This is a genomic window from Citrobacter sp. GW821-FHT02E08 (assembly GCF_059421685.1).
The window spans coordinates 25399-52301 of sequence record NZ_JBWKVL010000017.1 but is presented as its reverse complement, the minus strand read 5'-3'; the positions used below and the strand labels follow the sequence as shown (position 1 = coordinate 52301).

The following is a 26903-nucleotide window of genomic DNA, read 5'->3' as shown; positions in this document are numbered from 1 at the left end:
TGTTCTGGCGCAAAACCGGCCGAAAGCGCTGCTCTCAGCCGGTTTCATCTTATTGACGGTAAGCTTGTTTAATTTGCTTAACAGTGTTGGAAAATACCGCTGCTTGTGATTTGTCTTCAATCAGCGCGATCTGTTTTTCCATTTTAAGAATCACGCGCCCTGCGTCGGCTTGTCCCACTGCCTGCAGCATCAGCGTTAACATGGCTTTCAGGCAGGTGACTTCGTTAGCCAGTTCTTGATTATTCTCGGCAGTGGAAAAATCAGGCGTACTCATTTATTTTCCTCGTTCTGTTACAGTGAAAAAGTGCGATGGCAAATGTTAAGGCGGCGGAGTATACCATAAGCCGCGCTAAAAATAGCAGTGGTTGTTTTTTCGTCGAAACTTCAGCCTGAGCCATTAAAATAAACAACGTCTTGCAGTGGATATATTTTCTTCACCCATTGTTTATGACGCGTATTTTACTCGTTAATTATTGTTACAAAGTTGCTTCCTATTTATCATTTAAGCCGAAGGGCGTGAATTTTTTGTCACTATTCTGAAACTTCAAGAGAGATATAGTCGATGGGAATGGCTGTTTTTCGGGGAAAGTTTCCACATTCCGTACAATCTAATTTCCAAAAACGAGAACAAAATCTAAGGGGCGGTGTTTTTTGCGTTTCAAAGTTGAGATAAAACCCGCTAATATATGGCCGAGTAACTATCAGTAGCGTTATCCCTATTCTGGAGATATTCCTTTGATCAACGTTCTTCTTGTTGATGACCACGAACTGGTGCGCGCAGGGATACGACGCATTCTGGAAGATATAAAGGGCATAAAAGTCGTCGGCGAAGCATGTTGCGGTGAGGATGCTGTTAAATGGTGTCGCACAAATACCGCTGACGTCGTGTTGATGGACATGAACATGCCCGGAATTGGCGGTCTTGAAGCGACGCGTAAAATTGCGCGTTCAACGGCTGACATTAAAGTGATCATGTTGACGGTCCATACGGAAAATCCGTTGCCCGCCAAAGTCATGCAGGCGGGTGCAGCAGGGTATCTGAGCAAAGGTGCGGCTCCGCAGGAAGTGGTGAGTGCGATTCGTTCCGTGTTCTCCGGGCAACGTTATATTGCTTCCGACATTGCACAGCAGATGGCCCTTAGCCAGATCGAGCCGGAAAAAACGGAAACCCCGTTTGCCAGTTTGTCTGAACGCGAGTTGCAGATTATGCTGATGATCACCAAAGGCCAGAAGGTGAATGAGATCTCAGAACAGCTGAATCTCAGTCCTAAAACGGTGAACAGTTATCGCTATCGAATGTTCAGTAAACTAAACATTCATGGTGATGTAGAGCTGACTCACCTGGCAATTCGTCATGGCCTGTGTAATGCGGAGACGTTAACAAGTCAGTGAGCCTTCAGTTTGACGCGAAAGCGTTTTTAAAAACCGTTACCAGCCAGCCCGGCGTTTATCGTATGTATGATGCTGGTGGTACGGTTATTTATGTCGGTAAAGCGAAGGACCTGAAAAAACGGCTTTCCAGCTATTTCCGCAGCAACCTTGCTTCGCGGAAGACCGAAGCGTTGGTCGCGCAAATTCAGCAAATTGATGTGACGGTCACCCATACGGAAACCGAAGCGTTACTGCTTGAGCATAACTACATCAAGTTGTATCAGCCCCGCTATAACGTGCTGTTGCGTGACGACAAATCCTATCCCTTTATTTTTCTGAGTGGCGATACGCATCCGCGTCTGGCGATGCACCGTGGCGCCAAACATGCCAAAGGCGAGTATTTCGGCCCGTTCCCAAACGGCTATGCCGTGCGTGAAACACTGGCGCTACTGCAAAAAATCTTTCCGATTCGCCAGTGTGAAAACAGCGTTTACCGCAACCGCTCGCGCCCCTGTCTGCAATATCAGATTGGACGTTGCCTTGGTCCCTGCGTGGCTGGCCTGGTCAGCGAGGAAGAATACGCCCAGCAGGTCGAATATGTCCGTCTGTTTTTATCCGGCAAAGACGATCAGGTTTTAACCCAACTGATCGCGCGGATGGAAAACGCTAGCCGCAATCTGGAATTTGAAGAAGCCGCGCGCATTCGCGATCAAATACAGGCTGTGCGTCGTGTCACCGAAAAACAGTTTGTGTCGAATACAGGCGACGATCTTGATGTTATCGGGGTAGCTTTCGACGCGGGAATGGCCTGCCTGCATGTGCTCTTTATACGCCAGGGCAAAGTGTTGGGCAGCCGCAGCTATTTCCCTAAAGTACCTGGCGGGACCGAAATGGGCGAAGTCGTGGAGACGTTTGTCGGGCAGTTCTATCTGCAAGGCAGTCAGATGCGAACGCTGCCGGGTGAAATCCTGCTGGATTTTAATCTGAGTGACAAAACGTTGTTGGCGGACTCTCTGTCGGAACTGGCCGGACGTCGGGTCAATGTGCAGACGAAACCGCGCGGCGATCGCGCAAGGTATCTCAAGCTGGCGCGTACCAATGCCGCGACAGCGCTGACGACAAAACTTTCTCAGCAGTCCACCATTACCCAGCGTTTGACGGCGCTGGCGACAGTGTTGAAACTGCCGGCGGTAAAACGCATGGAATGTTTCGATATTAGTCACACCATGGGCGAGCAGACGGTCGCCTCCTGTGTGGTCTTTGACGCCAACGGGCCGCTGCGTGCTGAATATCGTCGTTACAACATTACCGGCATTACGCCTGGCGATGATTATGCTGCGATGAATCAGGTGCTGCGTCGACGTTATGGCAAAGCGATTGAAGAAAGTAAGATCCCGGACGTTATTCTGATAGATGGCGGAAAAGGGCAGCTTGGGCAGGCGAAAGCAGTCTTTGCTGAACTGGATGTTCCCTGGGACAAACAGCATCCATTGTTACTCGGGGTGGCGAAGGGCGCCGATCGTAAGGCGGGTCTGGAAACGCTGTTCTTCGAACCGGAAGGTGAGGGGTTTAGTTTGCCCTCTGACTCTCCGGCGTTACACGTTATTCAGCATATTCGCGATGAGTCTCACGACCATGCGATCGGCGGGCATCGTAAAAAACGGGCGAAAGTCAAAAACACCAGCACGCTGGAAACCATCGAAGGTGTTGGCCCTAAACGTCGGCAAATGCTGTTGAAATATATGGGTGGTTTGCAAGGATTACGTAACGCCAGCGTAGAGGAAATTGCAAAAGTGCCGGGTATTTCGCAAGGTCTGGCAGAAAAGATCTTCTACTCGTTGAAACATTGAGGTCTCTGTAGCAACATAGGGGTAAATTCTCTGACAACAGATAGTTACCCGTCACTATGCAATTTAATATTCCTACATTGCTCACGCTGTTTCGCGTCATACTGATTCCCTTCTTTGTACTGGCGTTTTATCTGCCATTCAGTTGGGCACCGTTTGTGTGTGCGCTCATCTTCTGTATTGCAGCCGTAACTGACTGGTTTGATGGTTATCTGGCGCGTCGCTGGAATCAAAGTACCCGCTTTGGCGCGTTTCTTGACCCGGTGGCAGATAAAGTGCTGGTCGCTATCGCAATGGTCCTGGTGACAGAACACTACCATAGCTGGTGGGTGACATTACCCGCCGCAACGATGATCGCCCGTGAAATCATTATTTCCGCATTGCGCGAATGGATGGCGGAACTCGGTAAACGCAGCAGCGTGGCCGTCTCCTGGATCGGGAAAGTCAAAACAACATCACAAATGGCGGCACTGGCATGGTTATTATGGCGTCCAAACATTTGGGTGGAGTATGCCGGGATCGCGTTATTCTTTGTCGCAGCCATACTGACGCTGTGGTCGATGCTGCAGTATTTGAGCGCTGCACGCGGGGATTTGCTTGATCAGTGATCGTTTCGCCGCAAATTTCAGCAAACGATCGTGAGTGACGAAAAATATCGTTGACTCAGTGCGTCAGGTAAGTAGAATGCAACGCATCGAACGGCAGCACAGATTGCCAGACGATAACAAAATCAAGTGATTAACAAAGTTACTTGGTGATGCGGGAATAGCTCAGTTGGTAGAGCACGACCTTGCCAAGGTCGGGGTCGCGAGTTCGAGTCTCGTTTCCCGCTCCAGTTTAAAGACATCGGCAATTGCGGGTGTCTGGCTGAAAAGCCTGAAGAATTTGGCGCGTTAGCAAAGCGGTTATGTAGCGGATTGCAAATCCGTCTAGTCCGGTTCGACTCCGGAACGCGCCTCCACTTTCTTCCCGAGCCCGGATGGTGGAATCGGTAGACACAAGGGATTTAAAATCCCTCGGCGTACGCGCTGTGCGAGTTCAAGTCTCGCTCCGGGCACCATGGGAAAGACAAGTATAATCAAAGCAATAAGCAGTGTCGTGAAACCACCTACGGGTGGTTTTTTTGTGCCTGAAATTCACCTTTTCACAGCAGCCTTCCCTGGCACCATTATTCCTGTATATGGATGATTAACTTAATGTAATAAGTTTCGGTGCGAGCGCCAGTTAAAAGCCTCTCAGGTCGTCTACGGGCATGTTCAGGCTGCTCTTTTCAACGATTCGTTGCAGTGTCAGGTTGAGCACTTCGATATTGTTGTCGAAACTGCCGTGCGAAGCATCAATCATTACTTTCGGACCGGTGGGCACCTTGTCAGCCTCAATGACATTTGTGCGTCCGCTCCTTTCCAGTCCAGCCTCAAAGACTGCACGGTGCCAGTTGCGCAGTGCTTCGCCCGTGCTCGACGAACCGTCCCAGCCTTTGTAGTTTTTGTCGCGTATATTGCCCATTCCCAGCAGCGGTGTGCGCTGGTCGCCTTCCAGGGCATTTGAAACGAAGTAGAGTAGCGACTTGCGATAAATTGCCGCCACATTGTCATCGCGCTCATTGCGATCGGAGAGAAGGTGCAAATACATACGTTTCATCAGCGAAGCATGCGGTGCATAGTGGCGGTTGGCAAATTGCACTGTGCATGCTGGCGCATAGAGATGCACAGACTTAAGTTGCTCGCCCAGACCACGTGCCGACAACAGATCGACGAAATGGCCGAGGATGATGCTGCCCGCCGAGTGACCGATGATGTGGAGTTCCAGGGTGTTGCCCCAGGTCGCAGCAAGCGTTTGCAGTGCTGTCACCAGCAGGTCGCCTGCGCGGCCTGAGAAGCAGCTAAATTCTGCGTTCTCTTTCATTTCGCTCCAGACGGGTTTGGCGACCGGCCTGCCTATGGTCTGCTCAAGTAGCATGTCGGAGGCATCGGTCAACGCCTCGCGAACGCCTCCCGCTCGCGACGGTTCACGACGGAAGTGGTCAGAGAAAATGTCGCCAATAGATTCCAGAATCCCTGTTTTCCACACGAGGAATAACGGGTAGCAGTCGTTGCCAACGAAGTAGCGTCCCATCGCCCGCGCCCGCTCAATGGAACCGGCTTCGTCGTTGAGCCCACCATGTGCATAGATAACCAGACGCTTAGTTTCCGTGTTATGGGTTCGGAACCAGCGATCGGGCAACACGCAACCCTGGTACATCAGCGTGCGCGTCATCTCGTCTTGTGTGAGGTAGCGAGTCACACGTCCATTGTTGCCTATTACGATGCTGTGCTCGTAAGCGGTCGTTTCATCCCACCACAGCGTTTTATTGGCCGTTCCTGCAAGCGTGGCAGAAGACCGCTTGCCAGTGGCGAGTTGCCCTGGCACCACGCCGGGTACGCCCAGCGCGGCAACCCAGGCATCCATCGCATTGGTCAGCCAGTCGGCATAACTCAACACCGCAAAACCACCGCAACCCCAGTTTTCTCCCCAGGAGTTTTGCACGATAAAGCCTTCGCGGTTGAAACCCACCAGTGCAAAGGCATGACCATCGGTTTTTGAGGGCTTGCCATTGAAGTCGATGACGGAAAGCGAGGCATGACCCGTGATGGGTTTTTTCACTTGCGGCACAGTCTGCCAGCCTTCGTGCGTGAATGCGGAAACGTATATCGCACCGACCTCATGGATGGCGGCCTGCATGTCGGTGATGTTTTTGATGTCTATGCGATAGTAGACACCCAGTGTCGTATTAGCTGCACGCTCCGCATAGCCGTACTGTGGTGGCTCATTCTCCTGCGCCAGATAGGGCCAGTCAGGCTCCAGACACACACCGTGGTGAAACCACCCTTTGAGCGCGCCACGGCAGCTAGAGCCGTCGTAATCCTCACCCGCATATTCGTCGTATCGTCGGGCAAAGTTGTAAAGCATGCGGGGGCTCACTGAATCGAGCGCCGTTGGGAAACCGGCTTTGCGCCAGCGTAGATAATTCACGACACAGGCCAGACCAAAGCCCGTACAGGCTCCCTCCTGACCCTGATCGAGGATCAGCTTTGCCTTCGTGTAGACGGTCAGTCGCGTTGCGATGTCCGCATCGCTCGGAAACAGATCCGGTAAGCTCACCGGTGGTGGTGTGTAGGTACGATCGCGTAGATCGACCGGATCTTTTGACGCATTGAGTACGGGTCCTGAGTCGAGTGCGGAGACGGGGATCGCCGCCGTGGCGCTCTTGCGCTTGCCCGCTTTCGGAGGCTCGCTACTTGTCATCGCCTTCCTGGTTTCGCCAGCGTTTAGCATGACGGCTGGCATGGCAGCGGCAAGTGTGAAAACGCTTTTGAAACGATCCAATCCATGCGAGCCGCCATTCACCAGCCTGCGAGCCTTCCTGTAGTCCGGTGGCGAGGCTGTCAGTGCGGTCGTTAACTCCTTTTTGCGATCGGCGAGGAACATGGCCAACAATACGGCCGCCACTTCTGGCGCATTGGCGAGGTCAGGGGAGGTCGCGATGTCCACGCCGATGCGTGGAGCGTATTCTTCGTAGTTCCCGCGCCCGGTGAGCTGCACGAAACCGCGTCCGCGAAACCTGGCGCCATCCCCCGGTTTGGTATTGCCAAGACTCTTACCTGGTTTTGTCCCTGCGTCGTAGGCGCTGAATGCCGGTAACCCTGGCGTGGTGTTGAACTGAGAGGGGTATTCGGAAATAGGGACGAAGCCTTCGGTTTCCGCGCGGATGGTCCCCAGCGCTGCGAGAATTAACGGGGCTGTCGTGAGTCCTTCAATGGCGAGCGCCGCTGCTACGTACGGCAGATACCGCAACACGTTAGATGGCTTGGTGGCCGGGAACAAGTTTTGCACATCATCTGCCCGCAGCCCGAGGGAGGGGAGCGTTATCAAACCCAGCAGGCTCTGGCAGTAGGGGCCAACAATACCATCGGCAAGGATACCGATATTCGACTGCCAGTGGCGTACTGCTGCTACTAGCGTCTCATCAAACTGGTCATTCTTCGCCTGCAGGTCGAACATTTGTGCATCCGCCCCCAATGTCGCAGCCAGACACTTGCGGAGTTGAACAACCTCAGGCCCGGATGAGCCTTGCAACAGCAATTTAACCATGACTTTCCCCTCAATAAAGTGAGTACGTTGCGTCGATATCAACGTCGTGGAACCGTGATGTTGATATCGACTGTAGTGCAGCGCATCACTTTCAGCCAAATGACGTTAAATGCTGACGTCAATTGACGCTGGTCCAGACTTCAAGAACACCCGGTGAAACTCTGGAGGTATATCCATCGACAAAGGCGACACTCAGCTTAATGAAGCCTGGCCATTTCGCAGTTGCGTTGTACTCTGTGGCTAATTGTTTGGCGAGCTCCGCATCTTCTTTATGAAAATAACGTACCTGATTGATTCCAACCGCCTGGGCTGTACGTTCACCTCCGCGCGCGGCCCCCTGAATATTCCAGTGACGGTTTTCAAGCGTTGTTGAAACGTCTATTGGAGAAAGACCGAAATCACCAGTCCCAATCGTGCGTCCTGGTGTTGAATATTAGTGAGTAGCCATTTAACCGGGGGAATACCAAAGCGTAAATTGTGTTGTTCGGCGTTATCTGATTTATCCGTCATGTTTTTTACCTCTCAGTAAAATCAAATGTTGTTAATCATTTTGATAGATAAAAAATGTCTGAAAGGTAAGTGTGGCGTATGGTTTATTATTTTAATATCAACCATATTGATTATGGATGAACCTGGCGGCGCGTTTGGATGCCGGTATTTGCGAATTGTTTAAAAATATAAAACAGTTGCAGGTGTGAGTATATCCGTGATGATAAACACCTAATACGTGATTTGCATTGCTAATAGCATGTCGAAATAAAAAGACTATTATTTTTATATTTGGGCGCTCAACAGCGAATCGCCACGGATAATCCAGACATTTCACATTAGCCTGTGATGCTGACAATACCCCGGTAGACGATGCTACCGGGTATTTACTGTCTGCTTCTGACTCTCAGCTATCGGTTTAAAACGGTCCCCAGTTAATCGCCACACCAATCAGCAGCATGATGACGCAAATGACAAACCAAATGGCGATCACCGGTGCCACAAAACGCAACCATTTGCCATAAGGCACACCGGCAGTGGCTAATACGGCCATCAGAACCCCGGAGGTCGGGTTCATACAGTTGACGATACCTTCACCGAGCAATACCGCCTGAACCATCACTTGACGAGTCAGACCAAGGTTATCGCCAAGGGGAGAGAAGATAGGGATCAACAGTGCTGATTCACCGGAACCCGACGATATCCCAAAATGAATCAACGCGGCGCTGATAAACATCCCGAGGGTCGCCGCATGTATCGGTACCGGCTCCAGCAAATTGGATAAGCTCCCGACAATCGGATCCAGCACATTGCCTTGCTGCAACACCAGCGAGATAGCTGCGGCCATACCGACGATAAATGCGCCTTTTACCAGCTTCGAACAGCCCGCGAGAAAGGTATTTGCAATTTCCGATCCGGACAGGCGGCCAATGAGTCCTACGATTATCGTCAGCAGGATAAACATCGCCGACATCTCATTGGTGCCCCAATGGAATTGTATCGTACCGGCTATAAACAGAATCAGTGCCAGCACGGTGATGGCTAAGATCCATTTATGGCGCCCCGTAACGTTCAACACTTCATTGCCTGAAGTATCCATAGTGGGGCGCACAGAACCCTGCTGTCGGCTACGGCGAATTGACCAGATCAAATAGGCGGCAGCGGTAATGATAAATAACAGGCAGGTGATGCCACGCAGCAGCATGCCGGAAAAGAGCGGTAACTGCGCCAGATGTTGTGTGAGCCCTGTCGTCGCAGGATTGAGGATCGCCACATTAAAGCCCGCCGCGCAGGTCAGATAGACCAACGATGCCCCCAGTATTGGCGGTAATCCCATCGAACGCGCGATCAACAACCCAATAGGCACAAACGCGACCACGGCATTCACCACGACGCCAGTGGTACCGAGAAGACCAAAGATGGCGGCAAAAATCAACACGAGCCATTTGTCGCTGAGTTTCGTGCTGTGCGATAAAGAATTAAGCGCGGTAGCGATGGCGCCGGTTTTTTCGATAACGGCTAGCACGCCACCCGTAAACAGAATCAGAAAAATAATCGACGCTTGTTTTACCATGCCTTTGGCAATCGCTGTGAAGATTTCCAGCGGATAGACGCCACTTTGTGCAACGGCATGCAGGCTGCCTTTCACCGCAAACTTGATACCGTCGCGCGTTTCATAATCATAAACGCCAGCGGGAATAATCCAGGTCGCGACGGCGGCGAGAACCAGGATAATAAACAGCAACAGATAGGGACTTTGCCCTTTATCCTGCAAGGAGACCGGAGGTGAGTAAGAATCAACGTGGGATTGCGTCATGATTTCCCCCTTCAGCAATGATCCCCGCCACTAATGCCGCGCGTAGTGGCACATCGGCGATGTTGATATGTTCATGCTTAGCATGAATTCCGGAACCGGTCGCACCAAGGCCATCCAGCGTGGGTAAACCGAGCGCGGCAGTAAAATTGCCGTCGCTGCCACCGCCAACGCTTTCGCCAGCCACGGTGAAGCCTAGTGCTTCCGCCACATGCTGCGCCCGTGTCAATAACGTGAGTGATGCGGGCGTATGGCGCATCGGTGGACGACCCTGCCCACCGCTGACCTGCAGCGTGATACGCGGATCGTAGGGGCGCAATTGAGAAATTGCTTCATGAATACTCGCAGCTTCTTCCTGCGAAGTGACTCGGGTATCTATACCGAGATACGCGCGATCGGCCACCACATTGAAGCGGCTGCCGCCGTTGGCGATCCCTACGTTGACGGTAGTGCCACGCTCAGGCGCATTGAGGCTATTCAGGTAGAGAATGTGCTGCGCCATCTCTTGTATTGCGCTGGCGCCTTCTTCTGGATTATTACCGGCATGTGCCGCCAGCCCGTGGATAGTTATTTCATAGTGGCCCGTGCCTTTTCGCGCGACTTTAAGCGCGCCGCTGCCCGCGACGGCTGGTTCAACGACTAACACCTGCGCGGAACCGCGCGCATGTGTTTCAATCCATTCACGCGAACTCGGGCTGCCCAGCTCTTCGTCACTGTTACACAGGAAAACGATACGTTGGTGTCCGAGCAAGTTGAGCTGTTGCAACGCGCGCACTGCCCAGATGGCCTGCACCAGCCCGGATTTCATATCCAGAATACCCGGCCCGTATAATTTACCGTCTTCCTCCCGAAGAGACAGAACACCCTTGTCCCATACCGTATCGAAGTGACCTATCAGCGTCGTTTGCGGCCCATTGCTACCGAGAGTGAATTTGCGGTGGTTGCCGTAGTGTACTTGTTCATCGATTTCCGCCTGCACGCCTAAACGTTGCTGGAAAATGTCCTCCAGCACCCGGCCACATGCATCAACCGCCGTTTTATCATGTGATGGCGATTCTGCCAGTACTAACCGTTTAATATCATTCAGGATGTCAGATGCGTGTTGTTGCAGGTACGTTTTTATTCTTTTCATGTTTTTTTCCGTCTGTCTTGGTTGTCACAGGCAGTATGCGCAGAATTGGTATTGTAAAAAATGAGGAGTGATGATTATTATTGTTGCCCTGTGAGCAACGAATAAGCCAAAAATATGACGTTCTCCACCTATCCAGAAAAATCCATCGGGTATTTGTATGAAGTTGGCGTACATGGCGGTATTCGACGTGCAGCCGATGCGTTGGGCATTAATCCGTCGGTAGTGAGCCGTCAGTTATCCGAACTGGAAAGAACGTTACAACTGCCGTTACTCGAACGGCGTGGCCGCAACGTGGTATTAACGGATGTCGGGAAACTGCTGGCAGAAGACTATGCGCTGACGGTGCAACGGCGCAAACAACTCGAACGTCAGTTGCAGGATTTGCGCCATATGCGCGGTGGGTCGGTGAACTTGCGCGTCGGTCAGGGCATGGTGGAAGAGGTGGTCAGGCATGTCATCAGTGAATTTTCCCTGGCGTATCCTGCGGTCTTCGTCAACATTCAGTCTGGCGATATGCAAACCACCCTTACGCTACTGGCTAAAGGGGAAGTGGATATGTCGGTGAGTTTTGGACCGTCCGCGCCACCGGGTTTGAAGTGTAACAGTTTTCGGCGTGGGCCGATTTGCGCCATTGTACCGCCCGATCATCCTGTCGCCGCTTTACCTGCTGTCACCGCCGAAGAATTAACGCGCCACCGCTTAATTGTCATGAGCGAAGATTTTGGTATACAGCGTTATTTGAACGCCATTTTTAAAAATGAAGGCCTTATTTTTACGCCCGCATACCGTTGTAATCTGTTTACCAGCGCGATCGCCTTATGCCAGACCGGACAAGGCGTCGCATTTATGACGCCGCAAACATTGAAAAGTATTCAATTTCGCGAGCAATTGGTGGCTGTCCCTATTGATCATCGTATTGCTCGTGAAAGTCTGTGTCATTTGTTGCGCTCTAATGACCATCGTATGACGCCAGCAGCGAATTATCTGTGGCGTTTATTAAATAGTTATTTTGCCGGGTTACCCTAACGGTCATATTGGTGGGGATAACGCTCACCAACACAATAAACCGCGACGTTGCGGTTATCTGCGAATGGGGCATTTGCCATCAATCCTTCGCGGGCGGGGTAATTCCTGCACCCCTCTATAAAGCCTTCCCTGGCACTTTTAAATGATTACCTAAATGTAATACGTTTAGTTCAATGATTCGTTGCAGCGTCATGTTTGCTCTGGTCAATCACTGCTTAAGTACGGTGCTTTAATTCAGTACCGCAGGTCTTTATGAAAGCATACCTGCTTCAGCCTCTCTGCAACGTTCACGGTTTTCCAGCCATTCGATCAAGATGGAGCCCCAACTGATGTCCGCTTGCAGTGCGGCCTTCGCCTTGTTCGGATCATGCGCGCGGAGTGCCTGGATGATTTCATGATGCTTGTGTGTTTCCAGATCCAAATCGCGCTGCGGCACCTCAATATGAAACGTCCGCAAAATTGGCCCCATACTGACCCACATGTTTTCGAGCGTTTTAAGCATTACGGGCATCCTGGCTGCGCTAATGAGCCTGAAATGAAATTCCCAGTTAAGCATCGAGGCTTTTTTAGCATCGCTGACAAATACCTCGAGAAAACGCTGTTGCAACTCTTCCAGTGCGTCCAGTTCTGCCGGCGTAATGCGCTCAGCCGCAAGGGCGGCGGCTTCACCTTCCAGAAGATGGCGTATCAGTTGAATCTCTTTAAGTTGTTCCACTGTCATTTCTGGGACAAAGATGGCGGTTGCTGCCTTCATCTCCAGCGCCTGTTCACTGACGAGCCGGAAAATGGCCTCCCGAACGGGGGTGATAGAAACGGCAAATTCGCTGGCCAGTTGAGATATTCTCAGTCGTTCTCCAGGCTGGTACTGCCCATCCATTAATGCCAACCGAATGCGTCCATAGACGCGCTCACTCAGATTTATTTTTTCAATCGGTTGATACACGAAACACCTCCTTCCAGGGACTGACGCTCATAACGTGTCAGGTTCGTCACAGTATTGCAACATTGATTTTACAGTTTGGTGATGACTAAGATATATCATGTATTATGTATTAATGTTACTGAAAAGGATACAACGATGAATATCAGTGGAACCACCCGCGTGGTAGTGCATCTCGCTTATCCCGCCCGGCATTTGCGGACTCCGACGTTCTTTAATCCGCTCCTTCAGCAATTGGGGCATGACGCTGTTCTCGTCCCCTGGCAAGTACAGCCATCAGAGTTAGCGCGAGTGTGGGAGGGGCTACGGCAGGTTGAGAACGTCGCGGGCGTCATTGTGACGATCCCTCACAAAGAGGCGGTTGCGCAACTTTGTCACGATCTCAGTGGCGCAGCGGAACTGCTTCAGGTGTGCAACGTTGCGCGGCGAAACGCGGATGGAACCTTCTCCGGTCAGTTTTTCGATGGTGAGGGTTTTGTGCTCGGCTTGCGGAATCAGGGGCATCACCTTGCAGGACGCAACGCGTTGCTTCTCGGCGCGGGTGGGGCGGCAACCGGTATTGCTCAGGCGTTACTCGCTGCGGGCGTGTCAACGCTCGGTATTCACAACCGTACCGAAGCGAGAGCACATTCCCGCGTTAATCAGCTTCGTGCTCTGTTTCCACAGCGGGAGATCCGGGTTGCCGACGCAAATGGCCAGGGGTACGACCTGGTGGTGAATGCGACGTCTCTTGGGCTGAAAAGTGATGACCCATTGCCTGTCGATCCTGAAACTCTGGTGCCGGGTACCCTTGTTGGTGAGGTCGTCATGAACCCTGATGTCACGCCACTTCTTCAGGCGGCACAGAGCCGTGGATGTGTGATTCACAAAGGTTCTCACATGATTGTCGGGCAGTTGTCACTGATTGCTGATTTCCTGTTTGGAAAACCGCCAATCGGTAAAGGTAGGGGTGACACGCTGCGCTGATCGTCTCTATTGATTGCCCTCAGCACGTCAAAAATCAAGATATATCATGCATCAAATAACAGTGAAGGAGAGTGGGTATGAATGCGTTGATCTTTGGTGCTCCTGGTCGTTACATCCAGGGCCCCGGTTTGCTGGATAGCAGTGGTGAACATCTGGCGCGGGTAGGTAATCGGCTGGCGGTGATTACCGACAGTGCCGTCTGGAAAATAGCCGGAGAACGGCTGGTGGCCAGTTGTCGCCGCGCCAACGTTGAGGTGCAGTGGCTTCGATTTGATGGCGAAGTTACCCATGCAGCACTGGTGGCGCTTCGCGCAGAAGCCAGCGTTCACCGGATAGATGGCCTGATAGGGATGGGCGGTGGCAAGTGCATTGATGCTGGAAAAGCCATGGCGCACACATTCGGATTGCCACTGGTCACCATCCCGACGGTTGCGTCGAATGATGCACCCTGTTCAAAAAACTATGTCATCTACGACGAAAACCATCGACTCAGCGAGGTGGGGCATCTGCCTCGTAGTGCGGCGTATGTGCTGGTGGATACTCAGTTGCTTGCGCAAGCGCCACGTTCGTTCCTGATTGCCGGGATCGCTGATGCGCTGACTAAACGGTTTGAAGCAGAACAGTGCCAGAAGGCGGATGGCATCAATATGTTTGGTGCGCGTCCGGCACTGTCAGCGCTGGCGCTGGCGCGTTGTTGCTACGACATCCTGCGCGAAGATGCCGCCGCCGCACTGTCTGTCGCGGGAAGTGGTACGCCTGACGCCGCCTTTGAACGTGTTATCGAAGCCGTCATTCTGATGAGCGGTCTGGGCTTTGAGAGCGGCGGTTTGTCTTTGGCGCACGCGATGACCCGTGGTCTTTCTGCGATAGCCAATGCCAACAGCCAACCACACGGATTGCAGGTTGCCTATGGACTGATGGTGCAACTCACGGCGGAAAATCGGAGCGAGGCTTTCATCGCCGATTTACGCGCCTTTTATGCCCAACTCGGACTGCCCGTTCGTCTGGCTGACCTTGGCGTGAACGCGGTCACTCCCGAACTGCTTGAGCAGATCGTGGCACCGACACTCGGCGCACCCCATGCCCGAAATTTTAGCCCCGCGCTAAATCGCACCAACCTGACCGAGGCAATGCAATGCCTCGAAAACACCTAATCCTGGCCAAACGCACGAAGAGGATATTGTATGTCGCTACCCCAATCCCGGTTTGAAGAGTGGCAAGCCACTGATTATATACCGACCCCGGAAAAGCTGGCCTTTCTTCGCAACCGGGCGCGTTTTGTTCGACTCGAAACAATTCGACTGATTGAGATTGCAAAAACGGGGCATTACACCTCTGTTTTCTCAGCGGCCGAAATTTTCTCTGCGCTCTATTACGACGTCATGACGATCCGTCCGGATGAACCTAAATGGCGAGGACGTGACCGATTTTTAATGGGTAAGGGGCATGCGGCAGTAGGGCAGTTTCCCATTCTAGCGGATCTCGGCATCATCCCGACCGAATGGCTTGACGACTATACGCGGCTGGGCAGCCCATTGGGCGATCACCCGGACATGCGTAAAGTTCCAGGCATTGATTTCTCCTCCGGCTCTATTGGTCACGCGCTGTCTGGCGCTCTGGGCATGTGTCTGGCACAGCGCAATATGGACGAGGAGTTCGATGTTTTCGCACTGCTCGGCGACGGCGAAATGCAGGAAGGTCAGGTGTGGGAGGCGGCGCTGGGCGCAGCGCATCACAAAGCCAATCGCCTGATCGCCATCATTGACCGGAACGGCTATCAGCTCGACGGCAAAGTGGATGATGTTCTGGGTGTTGAACCTCTGGATGAGAAGTGGCGCGCCTTTGGCTGGGAAGTGCATGTGGTTGATGGTCACGATCTCGCTGCCCTCACCACGGTACTGCGTAAAGTGAAATGTGACCGCAAACGTCAACAACCGGTGTGCATCATTGCCAGGACGGTGAAGGGGAAAGGCGTTTCGTACATGGAAACTGAACCGGGATGGCATTTGGGCTATCTCGCCCCTGATGATGCTGCCCGCGCTATTGCTGAAATTGAATCTAAGGAGATCTGAAATGACCACGACGAATACCGCACCTCTCAATCCGAACTCCTGGCAGTACCGTGGTTTGAACATGATCAATCCGGGACTCGATCATCTTTCCAATGGATTAATGGAGTTAGTCAGAAACGGCCATCCTGTCGTGGCAGGCTCTGCTGACCTACAGTATTCGAACGGCCTGAACCGTTTTGCGAGCGAGTATCCTGACCGGTATTACCCTTTCGGCATCAGTGAGCAGAACATGGTGACGGCGGCGGCGGGAATGGCAAGCTGCGGCCTGGTTCCCTGGGTGGCGACGTTTGCGTCGTTCCTCGGGTTGTTGTGTTGCGAGCAAATCCGTATGGATATTGCCTATTCAGCGCTTCCGGTGCGTCTTGTGGGCCACCATACCGGTATCTCGCTTGGATTTTACGGCACTTCCCATCATGCGACCGAGGATATTGGCACGATGCGATCCATCGCCGACCTGTCGATTGTCTCGCCTGCGGATGGCGCCCAACTGGAAGCAGCTATCAGAGCCTCAGCGGATTACGATCGGCCTATCTACTTTCGCATTGGCCGTGGTCGGGATCCGGTGGTGTACAGCAGCGATACTACGTTCCAGTTCGGTAAGGCAATTATCCACAGTATCGGTGAAGAATTAACGATATTTGCCTGCGGCATCACTGTTCATGGCGCACTGGAAGCCGCACGGGAACTCAACGCGATGGGGCATTCCGTTGGGGTTATCGACATGGCGAGTATTAAGCCTCTGGATCGTGACGCGATTCTGGAAGCCGCGGCCAGGAGCAAGAAGCTGATGACCGTTGAAGAGCACAACGTTCTCGGCGGCTTAGGAGCCGCTGTTGCAGAAGTGCTCTGCGATGAGGGGGTCGGTAAGAAACTCAGACGCCATGGTATCTATGACGAATACAGTCTGATTGCGCCACCCACGCATCTGTACGCGCATTACCAACTCGACGGCCCCGGTATTCGGGATGTTGCCCGGGAATTCCTGACCGCGTAATCCCAGGTCCTGGTCTTCAGCATGCATTTATCCAACGCACGTATAATCCTGGAAAACGCTATGAATAATAATACTGAGACATTATCGAGCCTGTCAGACATCGCTTCCAAACCACACCTTAGCCTGCGGAAAAAGTCGCTATTCGCAACAGGTGTCGGCAACCTGCTGGAATGGTTCGACTGGACCGTTTACACCGTTGCATCCATCTACATTGCCGCCGCGATGTTCGATAAATCGAACCCTACGTCGGCATTGCTCAGCACCCTGGCGGTGTTTGCGGCGGGGTTCTTGTTCCGACCTCTGGGGGGGATCGTGTTCGGCAATCTGGCTGACAAACTGGGCCGGCGCCGGGTTCTCCTGACCACCATGATGTTGATGGCGGGCGCGAGCCTTGCGATTGCATTAATTCCTTCTTATGAACAGTGGGGGGCCTGGTCGTCTGCGGCGCTACTGGCAGCCCGACTTGTTCAGGGGTTTGCGCATGGCGGCGAAACGACCACCTCTTATGCCTACATTGCTGAGATCGCTCCCCCCGCGCGCCGTGGTTTGTGGTCAAGCAGCGTTTTTTTTGCCGTCGGTAGCGGTGCGCTGATCGCGACGCTCTACCTCGCATTGTTGACATCCTGGTTACCGGATGAGGCGATGAAGGAATGGGGTTGGCGTATTCCCTTTGCGACAGGCAGTGTTTTAGCACTGTTCGCATTGTGGGTCCGTCGTAACATGATGGAAAGCGAACATGTCGGTGCGGCATCAAAGCAGGCAACGATTACGCCATGGAGCAAAGCGAAAATCTTTAAAGTCGGTTTTCGTCTTTTCCTGTACGAGGCTGGCGCGACCTTAACCTACTACACCTGGGTCTCATCGGCAGCTATTTACGCCATCAGTATTCAGGGGATGCCTGCGAATAAAGCCTTCGTTGTCAGCTGTATTGCTCAGGTCATTTACCTCATGTTCCTTCCCGTTGCGGGTTGGTTGTCTGACCGCTGGGGACGTAAAACGTGTACCCTGATTTCGCTGGTGGGTATTGCAGCCACGGTGCTTCCGCTCTGGCAACTCATGTCGGCGGAGCCATGGACGCTTGCTGTCGCTCAGACGTGTGGTTTACTGCTGATTGCCTTTATTACCGGAAGCAAACCGGCGGCGATTTCCGAACAGATCCCGACCCAGTATCGGACCCGGATGTTTGGCATCTGCATCTCTCTGGGTATCGCAATCTTTGGTGGCACCGCGTCTTATCTCAGCACATGGTTGTATTCAAGTGGCATCGGGTGGATCTTTAACGTCTATCTGATTGCCGTCTGCCTTATTTCCTGCATCGTGGTTCTGATGTGGAAAAACAACACCGGTCGCCCGATGGAAGAGATCGAATAAACCGTCGCAGGTATGATTTCGGTGGATAACATGAGCCGGGGCACTGTCGATGCCCCGGCAAGTGAGACACTCATAAAGTACTCAAATAATGGTATTGAGCAATCCGATAAAAAGACATTTCCAGATAGTCATCAGACGCTGACATTCCCTGCGCAGCTCCTTTGTTCACCAACACAATAAACCACGACGTTGCGGTCATCTGCGAATAGGCATAGTTGTCATGAACCCTCCGCGGGCGGGATTATTCCTGAATCCGTTTCGGGCAGGATTATTCATAAATCCATCGCGTGCCGGGTTGCCGATGAAGCCATCGCGGGCAGGATTTCCGCCGCGCATGCCAAAGCTATCAATGATGACGGGATCAACGATGACGACGTGGTGAGAACCAAAGGGGCGGATCTTCCTGTTTTGTGCGTTAAGCGTAAAACCGATGTCCCCACCGAAACTGTTTAGATTATTACCGGCAATCACCGCGATGCGTAATTCTCGTTCCCTGTCGACCTGGTGCTGCAGGGCGCTGGCTGCGGCATACGAGGAGGCCATCAGAAGTAGCGCAAGGGCGATGGATGAAGACGCCCGTAGCAGTTTCATGATTAATCCTCATATAAAGTATGGTTACTAAAGTATAGCTTTTTGCAGGCGCGACACCCGTTTGGGCGGTCCAAATAAGCACTATACTGACAAATGACAGCAGGTGATGGTTCCTGTTTGCTGACCCTCTTAAGGCCGGAGACGATCATTAGCGACTTCATCTCTTTGGCGGTAATGTGTGCGACATTACTCCTCTTTAGCGGTATGACGCCTGCGGCGGAAAATGTCGCTGTGGCATCGGCTTTTTCGCAAAGCGAAAAGACGACTAATCCGATCGGCCTCTCCCAGCAACAGTTTCAGCATATTCACTCTTATCAGGTGCTGTTGCGCTCCTCGTCACCTCAGGATGAAAGCAAAATCATTCGCTATAGCTATCGCAAACCGGGATTTGTGAGGATGGATTTCACCCGGCCACACCCCGGCGCGCTTCTGATCTATAGCCCGGTCAGCCGTAAAGTGAAGTTATGGCCCTTTGGGTTGGGGACATTTCCGGTGTTGAACCTTTCCCCGACAGATTCATTGATACAAGACGATCACGGTCATCGGGTGGATCAATCCGACATCGGCGTCTTGCTGAGCAATATTCGCCGGTTACAGAACGATGGGACAACCGTGACTGTCGGTGAAGAGACGCTGGCGGGACGCGCCACATTACATCTGTCCGTGACGGGACCAAAAGGTGTGAGTGTCGACGGCGTTAATCGGTATGAGATTTGGTTAGATAAATCTCATGGACTCCCGGCCAAAGTCATCAGCTACGACCGGCAGGGAAGCCTGCTGGAAACCGTCCTGATGGATGCCATGGTGATCAACATTCAGTTCCCCGCTGATTTTTTCACACCGTAATGGGAGTTTAGGTTTATGGCTGAATACCAGTTTACCACCACCTGGCGGGTTGAAGCCTCTGTACAGGAGGTATGGGAAGTGCTCTCTCATCCTGACCACTGGCCTGAGTGGTGGGCAAGCCTGGAGCAGATCACTGAAATCGAAAAAGGGGATATCCAGGGGATCGGGGCGTTGCATCGTTACACCTGGAAGGGGGCTTTACCTTATCGAATAACCTTCGACATCCATGTCCTGAACATCACCCCTTTTTATCTGCTGGAAGGGGAAGCCAGTGGTGAAGTTGAAGGGCGCGGAGTGTGGTCAATTTCAGATAATGGGATGGAAACGATAGTCAGGTATGACTGGAATATACGAACCAATACCCGGTGGATGAATTATCTCGCGCCTCTGGCGGCACCTGTTTTTCGCTGGAATCACCATACCGTGATGCGTAATGGCGCAAAGGGCCTGGCCCGTAAATTAGGCACAAATGTCGAAATGTATGGCGTCGACAACGGGTAATACACGTTCGTATTACCCGTTTTTGACATCACGTTACTCTGTTTTTGGGTTTGAGAGCCCTTCGGCTTTTGCTCTGTCCAGCACACCCGCAACGATCCGATCGCACCGTGCGCCATCAAACGCGAAGGTGTCGTTCAGTGCGATATCCATTTGGCTGGCTAGCCCCTCACGGAGCAGACTGCGGGCGCGAAAGAAACGGGTTCGTACCGTCGCTTCGGGGATATCCAGCGCGTGAGAAATCTGTTCCACGCTCAGTTCCTCAACCGCCCGGAGCATGAAGACCGTACGAAAAGCCTCGGGCAGCAAGTCGATACGGGCTTCCAGAAGTTGGCGCATTTGGGTTTGCATCACGGCATAGTCCGGGTGATGTTCAGGATTATCGCTTAACGATGCCTGGATGTCAGAGTCAATGGCATTCATGGCAGCATCCAGGGGAATAACGGAAGCGGTTTTTCGCCTCAGACGTCCCAATGATTCATTCACCACAATACGCACCAGCCAGGTTGAAAGCGTGGCCTCAGAACGAAACCCCTTCAGTGCGCGCCAGGCGCTCAGATAGGCCTCCTGAAGCGCATCTTCGGCCTCCGCATCGTTCTTCAAAATGCTGCGCGCGGTCCGAAACAGGAGCCGGTTATGGTGGCGCATGATTTCCGTAAATGCCGACGCATCCCCCAACGCGGCTTGTGAGACGAGATCAGCATCGGGGAGATGGGCCGAGGGCAGTCCAGAGGACAGAGGTTGTGTATTCTGCATAGCGTCTCCTGTGTGCGGAACCTGTTTTTCACAGCGACAGTGGATACCGTGTTAGTAACCGTAAAACGTTTCACTGCGCACGCTGTCCTCATCGATACCAGTCATCGTGAGCGTTTGACACATTGCCTCAACCAGGGCGGGCGGGCCGGAAACGTAGAAGGCCGGGTTATCCAGCCCTGCCACAACTCGTTTTATCCAGTCACTGTCGATGATCTGCGTTGCGCCATCCCAGGATTGGGTCGAATGCGCCATATCCGTCATGGTCGCCATTAACTGAAATCGCTGATTCTGCTGCTCCAGCTGCTGTAATTCCTCCAGAAAGGCCGCATCTTCGGGGTGATGATTGCTATACAGCAGGATCAATTGCTGCGACGTCTGCTGTTGGGCTGCGTGGCGCAACATGCTCATGAAGGGGGTGATCCCGATCCCCCCGGCGATGAGAACAGCCGTGCGTTCTGTATTTTTGGGTAAGGTGAATGATCCAAAAGGGCCATTGATCTGAACTTCAGTCCCAATGGGCAAGGCACACAACGCACGTTTAAAAACGCTCTCGCCGATGCGAGTCGCGACCACCAGTTCGTCCTCCTCGGGCGCAGTGACAATGGAAAAGGTGTGGCGGGTATCCGATGACCGGGTGTCAGTTTCATGTCCCGGCAAAATGAGATTGATGGCTTGCCCCGGTTTGTGGCTGAACCCGACGGGTTTTTCGAAGTGGAAAGCCATCGTGCCTTTGGCAATCTGGCGGCATGCAGTCAGATGAACGTTATACTCGGCCATGATGAAACTCCGGTATTAAACTGAGGCCGGTGTTTTCTTACCTTGAATAAAACACCGTCTCGTAGCACGTCAGCGTCGAACTTAGGGATAATGACCTCATTATTATTTTACGGATGGGGGAGGATTCTGGTCACGGGAACGCCCTACGCCATGATGATAGACGAGCGTTCCGCCAAGCCAGCCTCCTGCCATCAGGCAAATAAATCCTGCGGCATCTAACAGTAAAGATAGCGTGTCCGGCGCCTGCAGGCGCATATTCTCAAGGCCCGTCACCAGACGGGTACAAAACAGCGCGAAAGCAACGCACATCAGGCCCATGTGCCACCAGACCATCCGCATCGGCGCACCTTCTGGCACATGAGACAGCTCGAACATGCCCGCAATCATGGCGATTAACGCCATAAAACAGCCAACGGCGAGCAGTCCGCCAGACCAACGCCAGGCCGTCTCACCAAACCACAGCCCGACAACATCGGCGGCAACGGCCAGTGACCAGCAGGCGATGGGAAAATGGACCAGCGCCGGGTGCAGCGGATGACGGGACATCACAGGAACACGCTAACCAGCGTGAGAAAGCCGACGACGGCAACGCTGGCATGAACGGCCACAATGGCTTTCGGGGGTAACTTTTTGCGCAAATGGAACGAAGCCAGAAAGAACCCGCCCAACGCAGCCGCCAGCAGCAAGATGAAGGCGATCAATACCTGCTGTGGCGCATTGCCCTGAGCAAGCATCAGGATCAGCAAAATCAACCCTGTCGCGCCTAACCCGGCATGTAAAAGCGACAGAAACCAGGGGGCGAATTTGTTGCGCAGTACATGTGCGGCCAGCACCAGCCCGCCGAGAGCGCCGATGGCAAAAACGAGGATGGCGTAATTGAGCATGTGTTTTCTCCAGAGAAGCTGAGGGTAGTGCTGCTCGTCATTGCCCGGGGCGTAAGGCAATCTCTCCGGTATTGACGGATCGTTTTTTCATCTGTCAGGCAGACAGATTTGCTTCACTTCTTACCATTAGATGGTGTGAGATGCGGTGACGTTCCCGAAAACAGGATGTGGTGAGCACGTGTATGGCGGGCTGAACTGTGCTGTCAGAACGCCATAACGTGATAGTCAGGATTACTCTTCAATAATCAATGCGTTAATCGCTGAGGAGAAATGTTTTTGCATGGCCTGGGCCGCGCCTTCTGCATCTCTTTGGCACACTTTTTCCAGAATGGCCTGATGTGCATCGATAATTTGCTGACGACGGTCATGGGTATCGTGAGCATGCAGACCTGCGGAGATCGATTTTTCCAGAGGGACCCGAAGTGCCTGCAAGAGCAGGGCGTAGAGAGGGTTGCCGGATGCCTCGGCTAAAATCATGTGAAAGCGTGCATCATGATAAATAAATGACTGATGATCGCCGAAGACTTCACTTATCTTATCCATCTCCACGCGTAAGCGAGAAAAATCGTCTTCAGTACCATTTTGCGCCGCCAGCACGACACAGTGAACTTCAAGGGTACTGCGCAGTGAAAGTATCTGGCGTGCTGAAATCTGTTGCGTCACGACCGAATAGTTGAAAATCGTTTCCAGCGCCGCAGAGTTCAGTGATTGCACGCGCGGATATTTACCGCTGCTGATGTCCAGAATGCCAAGAATCGACAACGCCTGGAATGCCTCCCGCACCACACCCCGACTGACCCCCAGCGTTTCGGTCAACTGTTTTTCACTGGGCACTCTGGCGCCGGGTTCAAGTTTTTGCGTGGTAATGACATTGAGGATGTAGTTACGGACCTGTTCGGAGAGCGTGCTTTTCTCAATGATGGGTTTACTCATGTTCATGCGACAACTCTCCCTCTCTTCGTAAGCGGTCGTTCCGTATCCATCCAGGACAGGATGTTCGGGCTGAAATTCTGCATATGTTATCGACTCATCTTCACTATTACCAACAACATGCCAGCGTAAATTTTTGCTGAGTCTGTCACATCATGGCGATTTGGGTGTTTTCTGATCACTTAATCCTGGCTAACCTGTCCTACAGGTAGACAGTAAGGTTGTTTTAATTTAACCACACAGGAATGAATTATGCACTCAGAAGAAAGGCAATTTTTTGAAAAGATAAAGAATAATCTCAGTACCGCTCTGCTGGGTGATGTCATGGACGCCATTGGCTTACAGAATCAATTCCTCAATCCACGCCTGCAGCCACTGGAAAAACAGATGCGCATCGCCGGGCGAGCAATGCCGGTGCTGGAAGCGGACTACGCGACTTTCCCCGGTTCGCATTCCAACGGCCCCCTCGGCGATAAAGCGTTTGGCGTGATGTTTGAGGCGCTGGACAGCCTGCAAGAAAACGAGGTGTATATTGCCAGCGGTTCGTCCCCGACGTATGCATTATGGGGGGGATTGATGTCGACTCGTGCTGCTCACCTTAACGCGGCAGGGGCGGTTCTTAACGGCTATTCACGGGATAAGCACGAGATCCTTGAGCTCAATTTCCCTGTGTTTTCCATGGGTTCTTATTCTCAGGATCAGAAGGTTCGCGGAAAAGTTCTCGATTATGGGGTTCCGGTAACGATTGATGGCGTGATGATAACGCCAGGCGATCTTATTGTGGCAGATGAAGAGGGCGTTCTGGTGATCCCGAAGCGGGTCGAACAAGAGGTTATTGGTCTGGCGTTAGAAAAAGGCGTGACGGAAAACAAAGTTCGCGATGCCATTCGTGGTGGCATGGGTGCTGTTGAAGCATGGAATCGCTTTGGTGTGATGTAAATCCCCTTCAGTCTTGATGATATGAGGACATCAGTATGCTCAAAAGTAAACGCTGGAGTATTGTTTTCCTACTCTCGCTAGGTGGGGCGATCAATTACATGGATCGCTCTGCCTTTGCTATCGCAGCCCCCATGTTTGCTAACGACTTGCAATTAACGCCAGGTGAATTAGGCATTATTTTTAGTAGTTTCTCTATCGGCTATGCGCTTTTTAACTTTGTTGGCGGTTATGCTTCTGACCGTTTCGGACCCAAAATGGTCTTTGCAGTCAGTATGGCCTTTTGGTCATTCTTCTGCGGTTTGATTGGCGTCGCTGTCGGATTTACCTCAATGCTCATCATCAGGGTATTGTTTGGTGCCGGGGAAGGGCCGTTTGCGTCGACCTTAAATAAAATCGTCAGTAACTGGTTCCCTCGCCGTGAAGTCGCCAGCGCCATCGGCGTCGCCACTGCCGGAAACCCGCTTGGCGGCGCGCTGGCAGGACCTATCATGGGTTCGCTGGTGCTGATTATCGGCTGGCGAATGGCGTTTGTTGCCATTGCCTGTTTAGGTATCGTTTGGCTGCTGTTTTGGATAAAAATCGCAAAGGACAAGCCGGAAGAACACAAAACCATCAGCCGTGAGGAATTAGCCTTAATTCAGGAAGGACAGCAGGAGCAAAGCGACAATAATCAAGAGACTGAAAAAGTATCCATGCCGCTCTCTTTTTATATCAAGCAGCCTACGATACTGGCAACGGCATTTGCATTTTTTGGCCTGAACTACATTCTCTTTTTCTTTCTCTCATGGTTCCCAAGCTATTTGTCAAACTCACAACATCTCAGCCTGAAGGACATGAGTATTGTGAGTGTTATTCCGTGGCTGCTGGGTTCTGTCGGGATGGCGGCTGGCGGGTTCCTGTGTGATTACGTACTGCGTAAAACCGGGCGTCCTCTGTTTTCCCGTAAAATAGTGCTCGTTACGTGTCTGGGGGCTTCGGCGATTTTTGTAATGTGCGTTGGAAATGTATCCAGTGCCGCAGGGGCAGTATCCCTGATGGCATGCGGCATTTTCTTCCTCTATTTATCCGCAACAACGTATTGGGCTATTTTGCAAGATACCGTCGCACGCCAGAATATGGGGGCAGTGGGAGGTATGGTTCATGCAACGGCGAATATTGCCGGAATATTAGGACCTATTGTGACGGGTTACATTATTCAATGGACAGGGGCTTATAATGCGGCGTTCTTTATTGCGGGGGGTATTGCCGTACTTGGCGCACTTGCCGTGGCTGTCTTTGTTAAACCCATTCCGATGCAGCGCGAAAATGTTGCCGATGTAATCAGACAAGAATGATAATTTCTTTCCACCGGAGATTCAGAACATGAAATTAGGCTTTGGACTGTACCGCCACATGCTGGATGACGAGCATTTCGCCTTTGCCAGACAATGTGGTGCGACGCATATTGTCGTTCATATGGTTGATTATTTTCATCAGAATGCGCGTTTTTCCCGTAGCGATCAGCCGGTCGGCGATACCGGCGGTTGGGGTACGGCGCAGGCAGATGTCTGGACAATAGAAGAATTGTTAGATATTCGCGCCAGAATGGCAAAATACGATTTAACCTTTTTTGCAATTGAAAATTTCGACCCTTGCCACTGGGATGACATCTTATTTGACGGTCCCCGGAAAGCAGAACAAATCGAGACCGTGAAACAAGTCATCCGTAATGTCGGCGCTGCAGGTATCCCTGTTTTTGGTTATAACTTTAGTCTGGCGGGCGTCGCCGGAAGAATTCAGGAAAATAAGGCGCGCGGTGGCGCAAAAACAGTGGGTTTAAATGGTGTAAACGAGCAGACCGAAAGTCCGTTACCTGCCAGCATGGCATGGAATATGGTGGTGGATGAAGATGCTGAGGGTATAAGAGCACCGGTGACTAAAGAGCAACTCTGGCAGCGGCTGGAAGCATTCCTGAAAGAGATTGTGCCGGTGGCAGAAGAAGCTGGAGTAAGGCTGGCCGCGCATCCAGATGATCCGCCGCTTGAATTCGTGCGTGGACAACCGAGACTGGTTAACCAACCGCATCTCTATCAAGATTTGCTGGATCTGGTTCCCAGCTCCTCTAATGCGCTTGAGTTTTGTCTGGGCACCATTGCCGAAATGTCAGAGGGGGATGTCTACGAGGCGGTAGAACAGTATTCTCGTCAGGACGCGATTGCGTATATGCATTTCCGTAACGTAAAAGGGAAAGTTCCTCACTATCACGAAACCTTTATCGACGAAGGTGACATTGATATGGCGAAAGTATTACGGATACTGAAAGAAAATAACTTTGATGGTGTCTTAATTCCGGATCATTCGCCACAAATGACCTGTCCTGCGCCATGGCATTCAGGAATGGCCTACGCCATGGGATACATGAAAGCCTTAATGCAAGTTTTATGATGACCTTTGCGTAAAGAATAAAATGTCGATAAGAGGGGATGACTGACATTCAACATAAAACCGTGGAAACATGAATTTTTAGGCGTCGTACAGTCAGACCCTTTTT

At 52.2% G+C, this 26903-nt stretch carries 26 protein-coding genes, 3 tRNA genes and 1 pseudogene; 17 read left to right on the top strand and 13 right to left on the bottom strand.

Going from position 1 to position 26903, the window contains the following annotated elements:
- Nucleotides 1-49 precede the first annotated feature (49 nt).
- Together AC07UY_RS18730 and yecU are read right to left on the bottom strand one after the other, a co-directional pair.
- Nucleotides 50-274: a DUF2594 family protein gene (locus tag AC07UY_RS18730; RefSeq protein ID WP_203360850.1), complete on the bottom strand. Its 225-nt coding sequence runs from the start codon at nt 272-274 to the stop codon at nt 50-52.
- A pseudogene (yecU, locus tag AC07UY_RS18725) lies at nt 261-380 on the bottom strand (protein YecU); the annotation flags it as partial. The pseudogene yecU and the gene AC07UY_RS18730, both read right to left, overlap by 14 nt.
- A 355-nt stretch (nt 381-735) precedes the next feature.
- On the opposite strand from yecU, the gene uvrY reads away from it, so the two are divergent.
- The 6 genes from uvrY to AC07UY_RS18695 all read left to right on the top strand — a co-directional run bounded on the left by uvrY (nt 736) and on the right by AC07UY_RS18695 (nt 4278).
- Nucleotides 736-1392, top strand: coding sequence for a UvrY/SirA/GacA family response regulator transcription factor (uvrY, locus tag AC07UY_RS18720; RefSeq protein ID WP_203360851.1), 657 nt, complete (start codon nt 736-738; stop codon nt 1390-1392).
- Nucleotides 1389-3221, top strand: a complete 1833-nt coding sequence (gene uvrC / locus AC07UY_RS18715) for an excinuclease ABC subunit UvrC (protein ID WP_494701739.1) — start codon at nt 1389-1391, stop codon at nt 3219-3221. The genes uvrY and uvrC overlap by 4 nt, the downstream gene beginning before the upstream one ends.
- Before the next feature lie 56 nt (nt 3222-3277).
- Nucleotides 3278-3826: a CDP-diacylglycerol--glycerol-3-phosphate 3-phosphatidyltransferase gene (pgsA, locus tag AC07UY_RS18710; RefSeq protein WP_192612565.1), complete on the top strand. Its 549-nt coding sequence runs from the start codon at nt 3278-3280 to the stop codon at nt 3824-3826.
- A 151-nt stretch (nt 3827-3977) separates the two neighbouring features.
- A tRNA-Gly gene (locus AC07UY_RS18705) sits at nt 3978-4053 on the top strand.
- A 52-nt stretch (nt 4054-4105) separates the two neighbouring features.
- Nucleotides 4106-4179: transfer RNA gene (locus AC07UY_RS18700), tRNA-Cys, on the top strand.
- 12 nt (nt 4180-4191) lie between these two features.
- A tRNA-Leu gene (locus tag AC07UY_RS18695) sits at nt 4192-4278 on the top strand.
- A 164-nt stretch (nt 4279-4442) separates the two neighbouring features.
- Here the strand turns inward: AC07UY_RS18695 and AC07UY_RS18690 are convergent.
- The 4 genes from AC07UY_RS18690 to AC07UY_RS18675 form a co-directional block, all read right to left on the bottom strand.
- Nucleotides 4443-7349 (bottom strand): C1 family peptidase, encoded by a 2907-nt coding sequence (locus AC07UY_RS18690; RefSeq protein WP_494701738.1) that lies wholly within the window; start codon nt 7347-7349, stop codon nt 4443-4445.
- Between the two features lie 378 nt (nt 7350-7727).
- Nucleotides 7728-7859 carry a hypothetical protein gene (locus AC07UY_RS18685; protein WP_494701737.1) on the bottom strand — a complete coding sequence of 44 codons (132 nt, stop codon included), beginning with the start codon at nt 7857-7859 and terminating at the stop codon, nt 7728-7730.
- A gap of 397 nt (nt 7860-8256) precedes the next feature.
- Nucleotides 8257-9654, bottom strand: a complete 1398-nt coding sequence (locus AC07UY_RS18680) for a YfcC family protein (protein ID WP_494701736.1) — start codon at nt 9652-9654, stop codon at nt 8257-8259.
- On the bottom strand, nt 9635-10783 hold the full coding sequence (locus tag AC07UY_RS18675) for a M20 family metallopeptidase (protein ID WP_494661153.1): 1149 nt from the start codon (nt 10781-10783) through the stop codon (nt 9635-9637). The genes AC07UY_RS18680 and AC07UY_RS18675 overlap by 20 nt, the downstream gene beginning before the upstream one ends.
- A 114-nt stretch (nt 10784-10897) precedes the next feature.
- On the opposite strand from AC07UY_RS18675, the gene AC07UY_RS18670 reads away from it, so the two are divergent.
- A complete protein-coding gene (locus tag AC07UY_RS18670) occupies nt 10898-11809 on the top strand; it encodes a LysR family transcriptional regulator (protein ID WP_203360857.1) in 912 nt (303 codons plus the stop codon).
- Nucleotides 11810-12059: 250 nt separating this feature from the next.
- Here the strand turns inward: AC07UY_RS18670 and AC07UY_RS18665 are convergent, their stop codons facing one another.
- Nucleotides 12060-12752 (bottom strand): GntR family transcriptional regulator, encoded by a 693-nt coding sequence (locus AC07UY_RS18665; RefSeq protein ID WP_494701735.1) that lies wholly within the window; start codon nt 12750-12752, stop codon nt 12060-12062.
- A 135-nt stretch (nt 12753-12887) separates the two neighbouring features.
- Here AC07UY_RS18665 and AC07UY_RS18660 point away from each other — a divergent pair, with 135 nt between their 5' ends.
- The 5 genes from AC07UY_RS18660 to AC07UY_RS18640 all read left to right on the top strand — a co-directional run bounded on the left by AC07UY_RS18660 (nt 12888) and on the right by AC07UY_RS18640 (nt 18152).
- Entirely contained in the window at nt 12888-13715 is an 828-nt protein-coding gene (locus AC07UY_RS18660; protein ID WP_494701734.1) for a shikimate dehydrogenase family protein, read from the top strand.
- Between the two features lie 77 nt (nt 13716-13792).
- Complete coding sequence (locus tag AC07UY_RS18655) at nt 13793-14869, top strand: glycerol dehydrogenase (RefSeq protein WP_494661150.1); 1077 nt, start codon at nt 13793-13795, stop codon at nt 14867-14869.
- A 30-nt stretch (nt 14870-14899) separates the two neighbouring features.
- Nucleotides 14900-15787 carry a transketolase gene (locus tag AC07UY_RS18650; RefSeq protein WP_203360861.1) on the top strand — a complete coding sequence of 296 codons (888 nt, stop codon included), beginning with the start codon at nt 14900-14902 and terminating at the stop codon, nt 15785-15787.
- Between the two features lies 1 nt (nt 15788).
- Nucleotides 15789-16781: a transketolase family protein gene (locus tag AC07UY_RS18645; RefSeq protein ID WP_494661148.1), complete on the top strand. Its 993-nt coding sequence runs from the start codon at nt 15789-15791 to the stop codon at nt 16779-16781.
- A gap of 60 nt (nt 16782-16841) precedes the next feature.
- A complete protein-coding gene (locus AC07UY_RS18640; protein ID WP_494661147.1) occupies nt 16842-18152 on the top strand; it encodes an MFS transporter in 1311 nt (436 codons plus the stop codon).
- 195 nt (nt 18153-18347) lie between these two features.
- Here AC07UY_RS18640 and AC07UY_RS18635 read toward each other — a convergent pair whose 3' ends face one another.
- On the bottom strand, nt 18348-18743 hold the full coding sequence (locus tag AC07UY_RS18635; protein ID WP_494701733.1) for a hypothetical protein: 396 nt from the start codon (nt 18741-18743) through the stop codon (nt 18348-18350).
- A gap of 174 nt (nt 18744-18917) precedes the next feature.
- On the opposite strand from AC07UY_RS18635, the gene AC07UY_RS18630 reads away from it, so the two are divergent.
- Together AC07UY_RS18630 and AC07UY_RS18625 are read left to right on the top strand one after the other, a co-directional pair.
- Nucleotides 18918-19589 carry a LolA family protein gene (locus AC07UY_RS18630; RefSeq protein ID WP_494661190.1) on the top strand — a complete coding sequence of 224 codons (672 nt, stop codon included), beginning with the start codon at nt 18918-18920 and terminating at the stop codon, nt 19587-19589.
- 15 nt (nt 19590-19604) lie between these two features.
- On the top strand, nt 19605-20090 hold the full coding sequence (locus tag AC07UY_RS18625) for an SRPBCC family protein (protein WP_494701732.1): 486 nt from the start codon (nt 19605-19607) through the stop codon (nt 20088-20090).
- 33 nt (nt 20091-20123) lie between these two features.
- Here AC07UY_RS18625 and AC07UY_RS18620 read toward each other — a convergent pair whose 3' ends face one another.
- The 5 genes from AC07UY_RS18620 to AC07UY_RS18600 all read right to left on the bottom strand — a co-directional run bounded on the left by AC07UY_RS18620 (nt 20124) and on the right by AC07UY_RS18600 (nt 23443).
- A complete protein-coding gene (locus tag AC07UY_RS18620) occupies nt 20124-20843 on the bottom strand; it encodes an RNA polymerase sigma factor (RefSeq protein ID WP_494701731.1) in 720 nt (239 codons plus the stop codon).
- Between the two features lie 51 nt (nt 20844-20894).
- Nucleotides 20895-21620 carry a ferredoxin--NADP reductase gene (locus AC07UY_RS18615; protein ID WP_494661143.1) on the bottom strand — a complete coding sequence of 242 codons (726 nt, stop codon included), beginning with the start codon at nt 21618-21620 and terminating at the stop codon, nt 20895-20897.
- Between the two features lie 102 nt (nt 21621-21722).
- Nucleotides 21723-22166, bottom strand: coding sequence for a DUF2231 domain-containing protein (locus tag AC07UY_RS18610; RefSeq protein WP_494661189.1), 444 nt, complete (start codon nt 22164-22166; stop codon nt 21723-21725).
- Complete coding sequence (locus AC07UY_RS18605; RefSeq protein ID WP_203360869.1) at nt 22166-22504, bottom strand: hypothetical protein; 339 nt, start codon at nt 22502-22504, stop codon at nt 22166-22168. The genes AC07UY_RS18610 and AC07UY_RS18605 overlap by 1 nt, the downstream gene beginning before the upstream one ends.
- A 231-nt stretch (nt 22505-22735) precedes the next feature.
- Nucleotides 22736-23443: a FadR/GntR family transcriptional regulator gene (locus AC07UY_RS18600; protein ID WP_238929214.1), complete on the bottom strand. Its 708-nt coding sequence runs from the start codon at nt 23441-23443 to the stop codon at nt 22736-22738.
- Between the two features lie 243 nt (nt 23444-23686).
- Between AC07UY_RS18600 and AC07UY_RS18595 the strand changes: the two genes are divergently transcribed.
- The 3 genes from AC07UY_RS18595 to AC07UY_RS18585 are packed head-to-tail and all read left to right on the top strand — an operon-like array spanning nt 23687 to nt 26797.
- Nucleotides 23687-24373: an RraA family protein gene (locus AC07UY_RS18595; protein WP_494701730.1), complete on the top strand. Its 687-nt coding sequence runs from the start codon at nt 23687-23689 to the stop codon at nt 24371-24373.
- Between the two features lie 35 nt (nt 24374-24408).
- Nucleotides 24409-25707 carry an MFS transporter gene (locus AC07UY_RS18590; protein WP_276294808.1) on the top strand — a complete coding sequence of 433 codons (1299 nt, stop codon included), beginning with the start codon at nt 24409-24411 and terminating at the stop codon, nt 25705-25707.
- A 28-nt stretch (nt 25708-25735) separates the two neighbouring features.
- On the top strand, nt 25736-26797 hold the full coding sequence (locus AC07UY_RS18585) for a mannonate dehydratase (protein WP_494701729.1): 1062 nt from the start codon (nt 25736-25738) through the stop codon (nt 26795-26797).
- Nucleotides 26798-26903 lie beyond the last annotated feature (106 nt).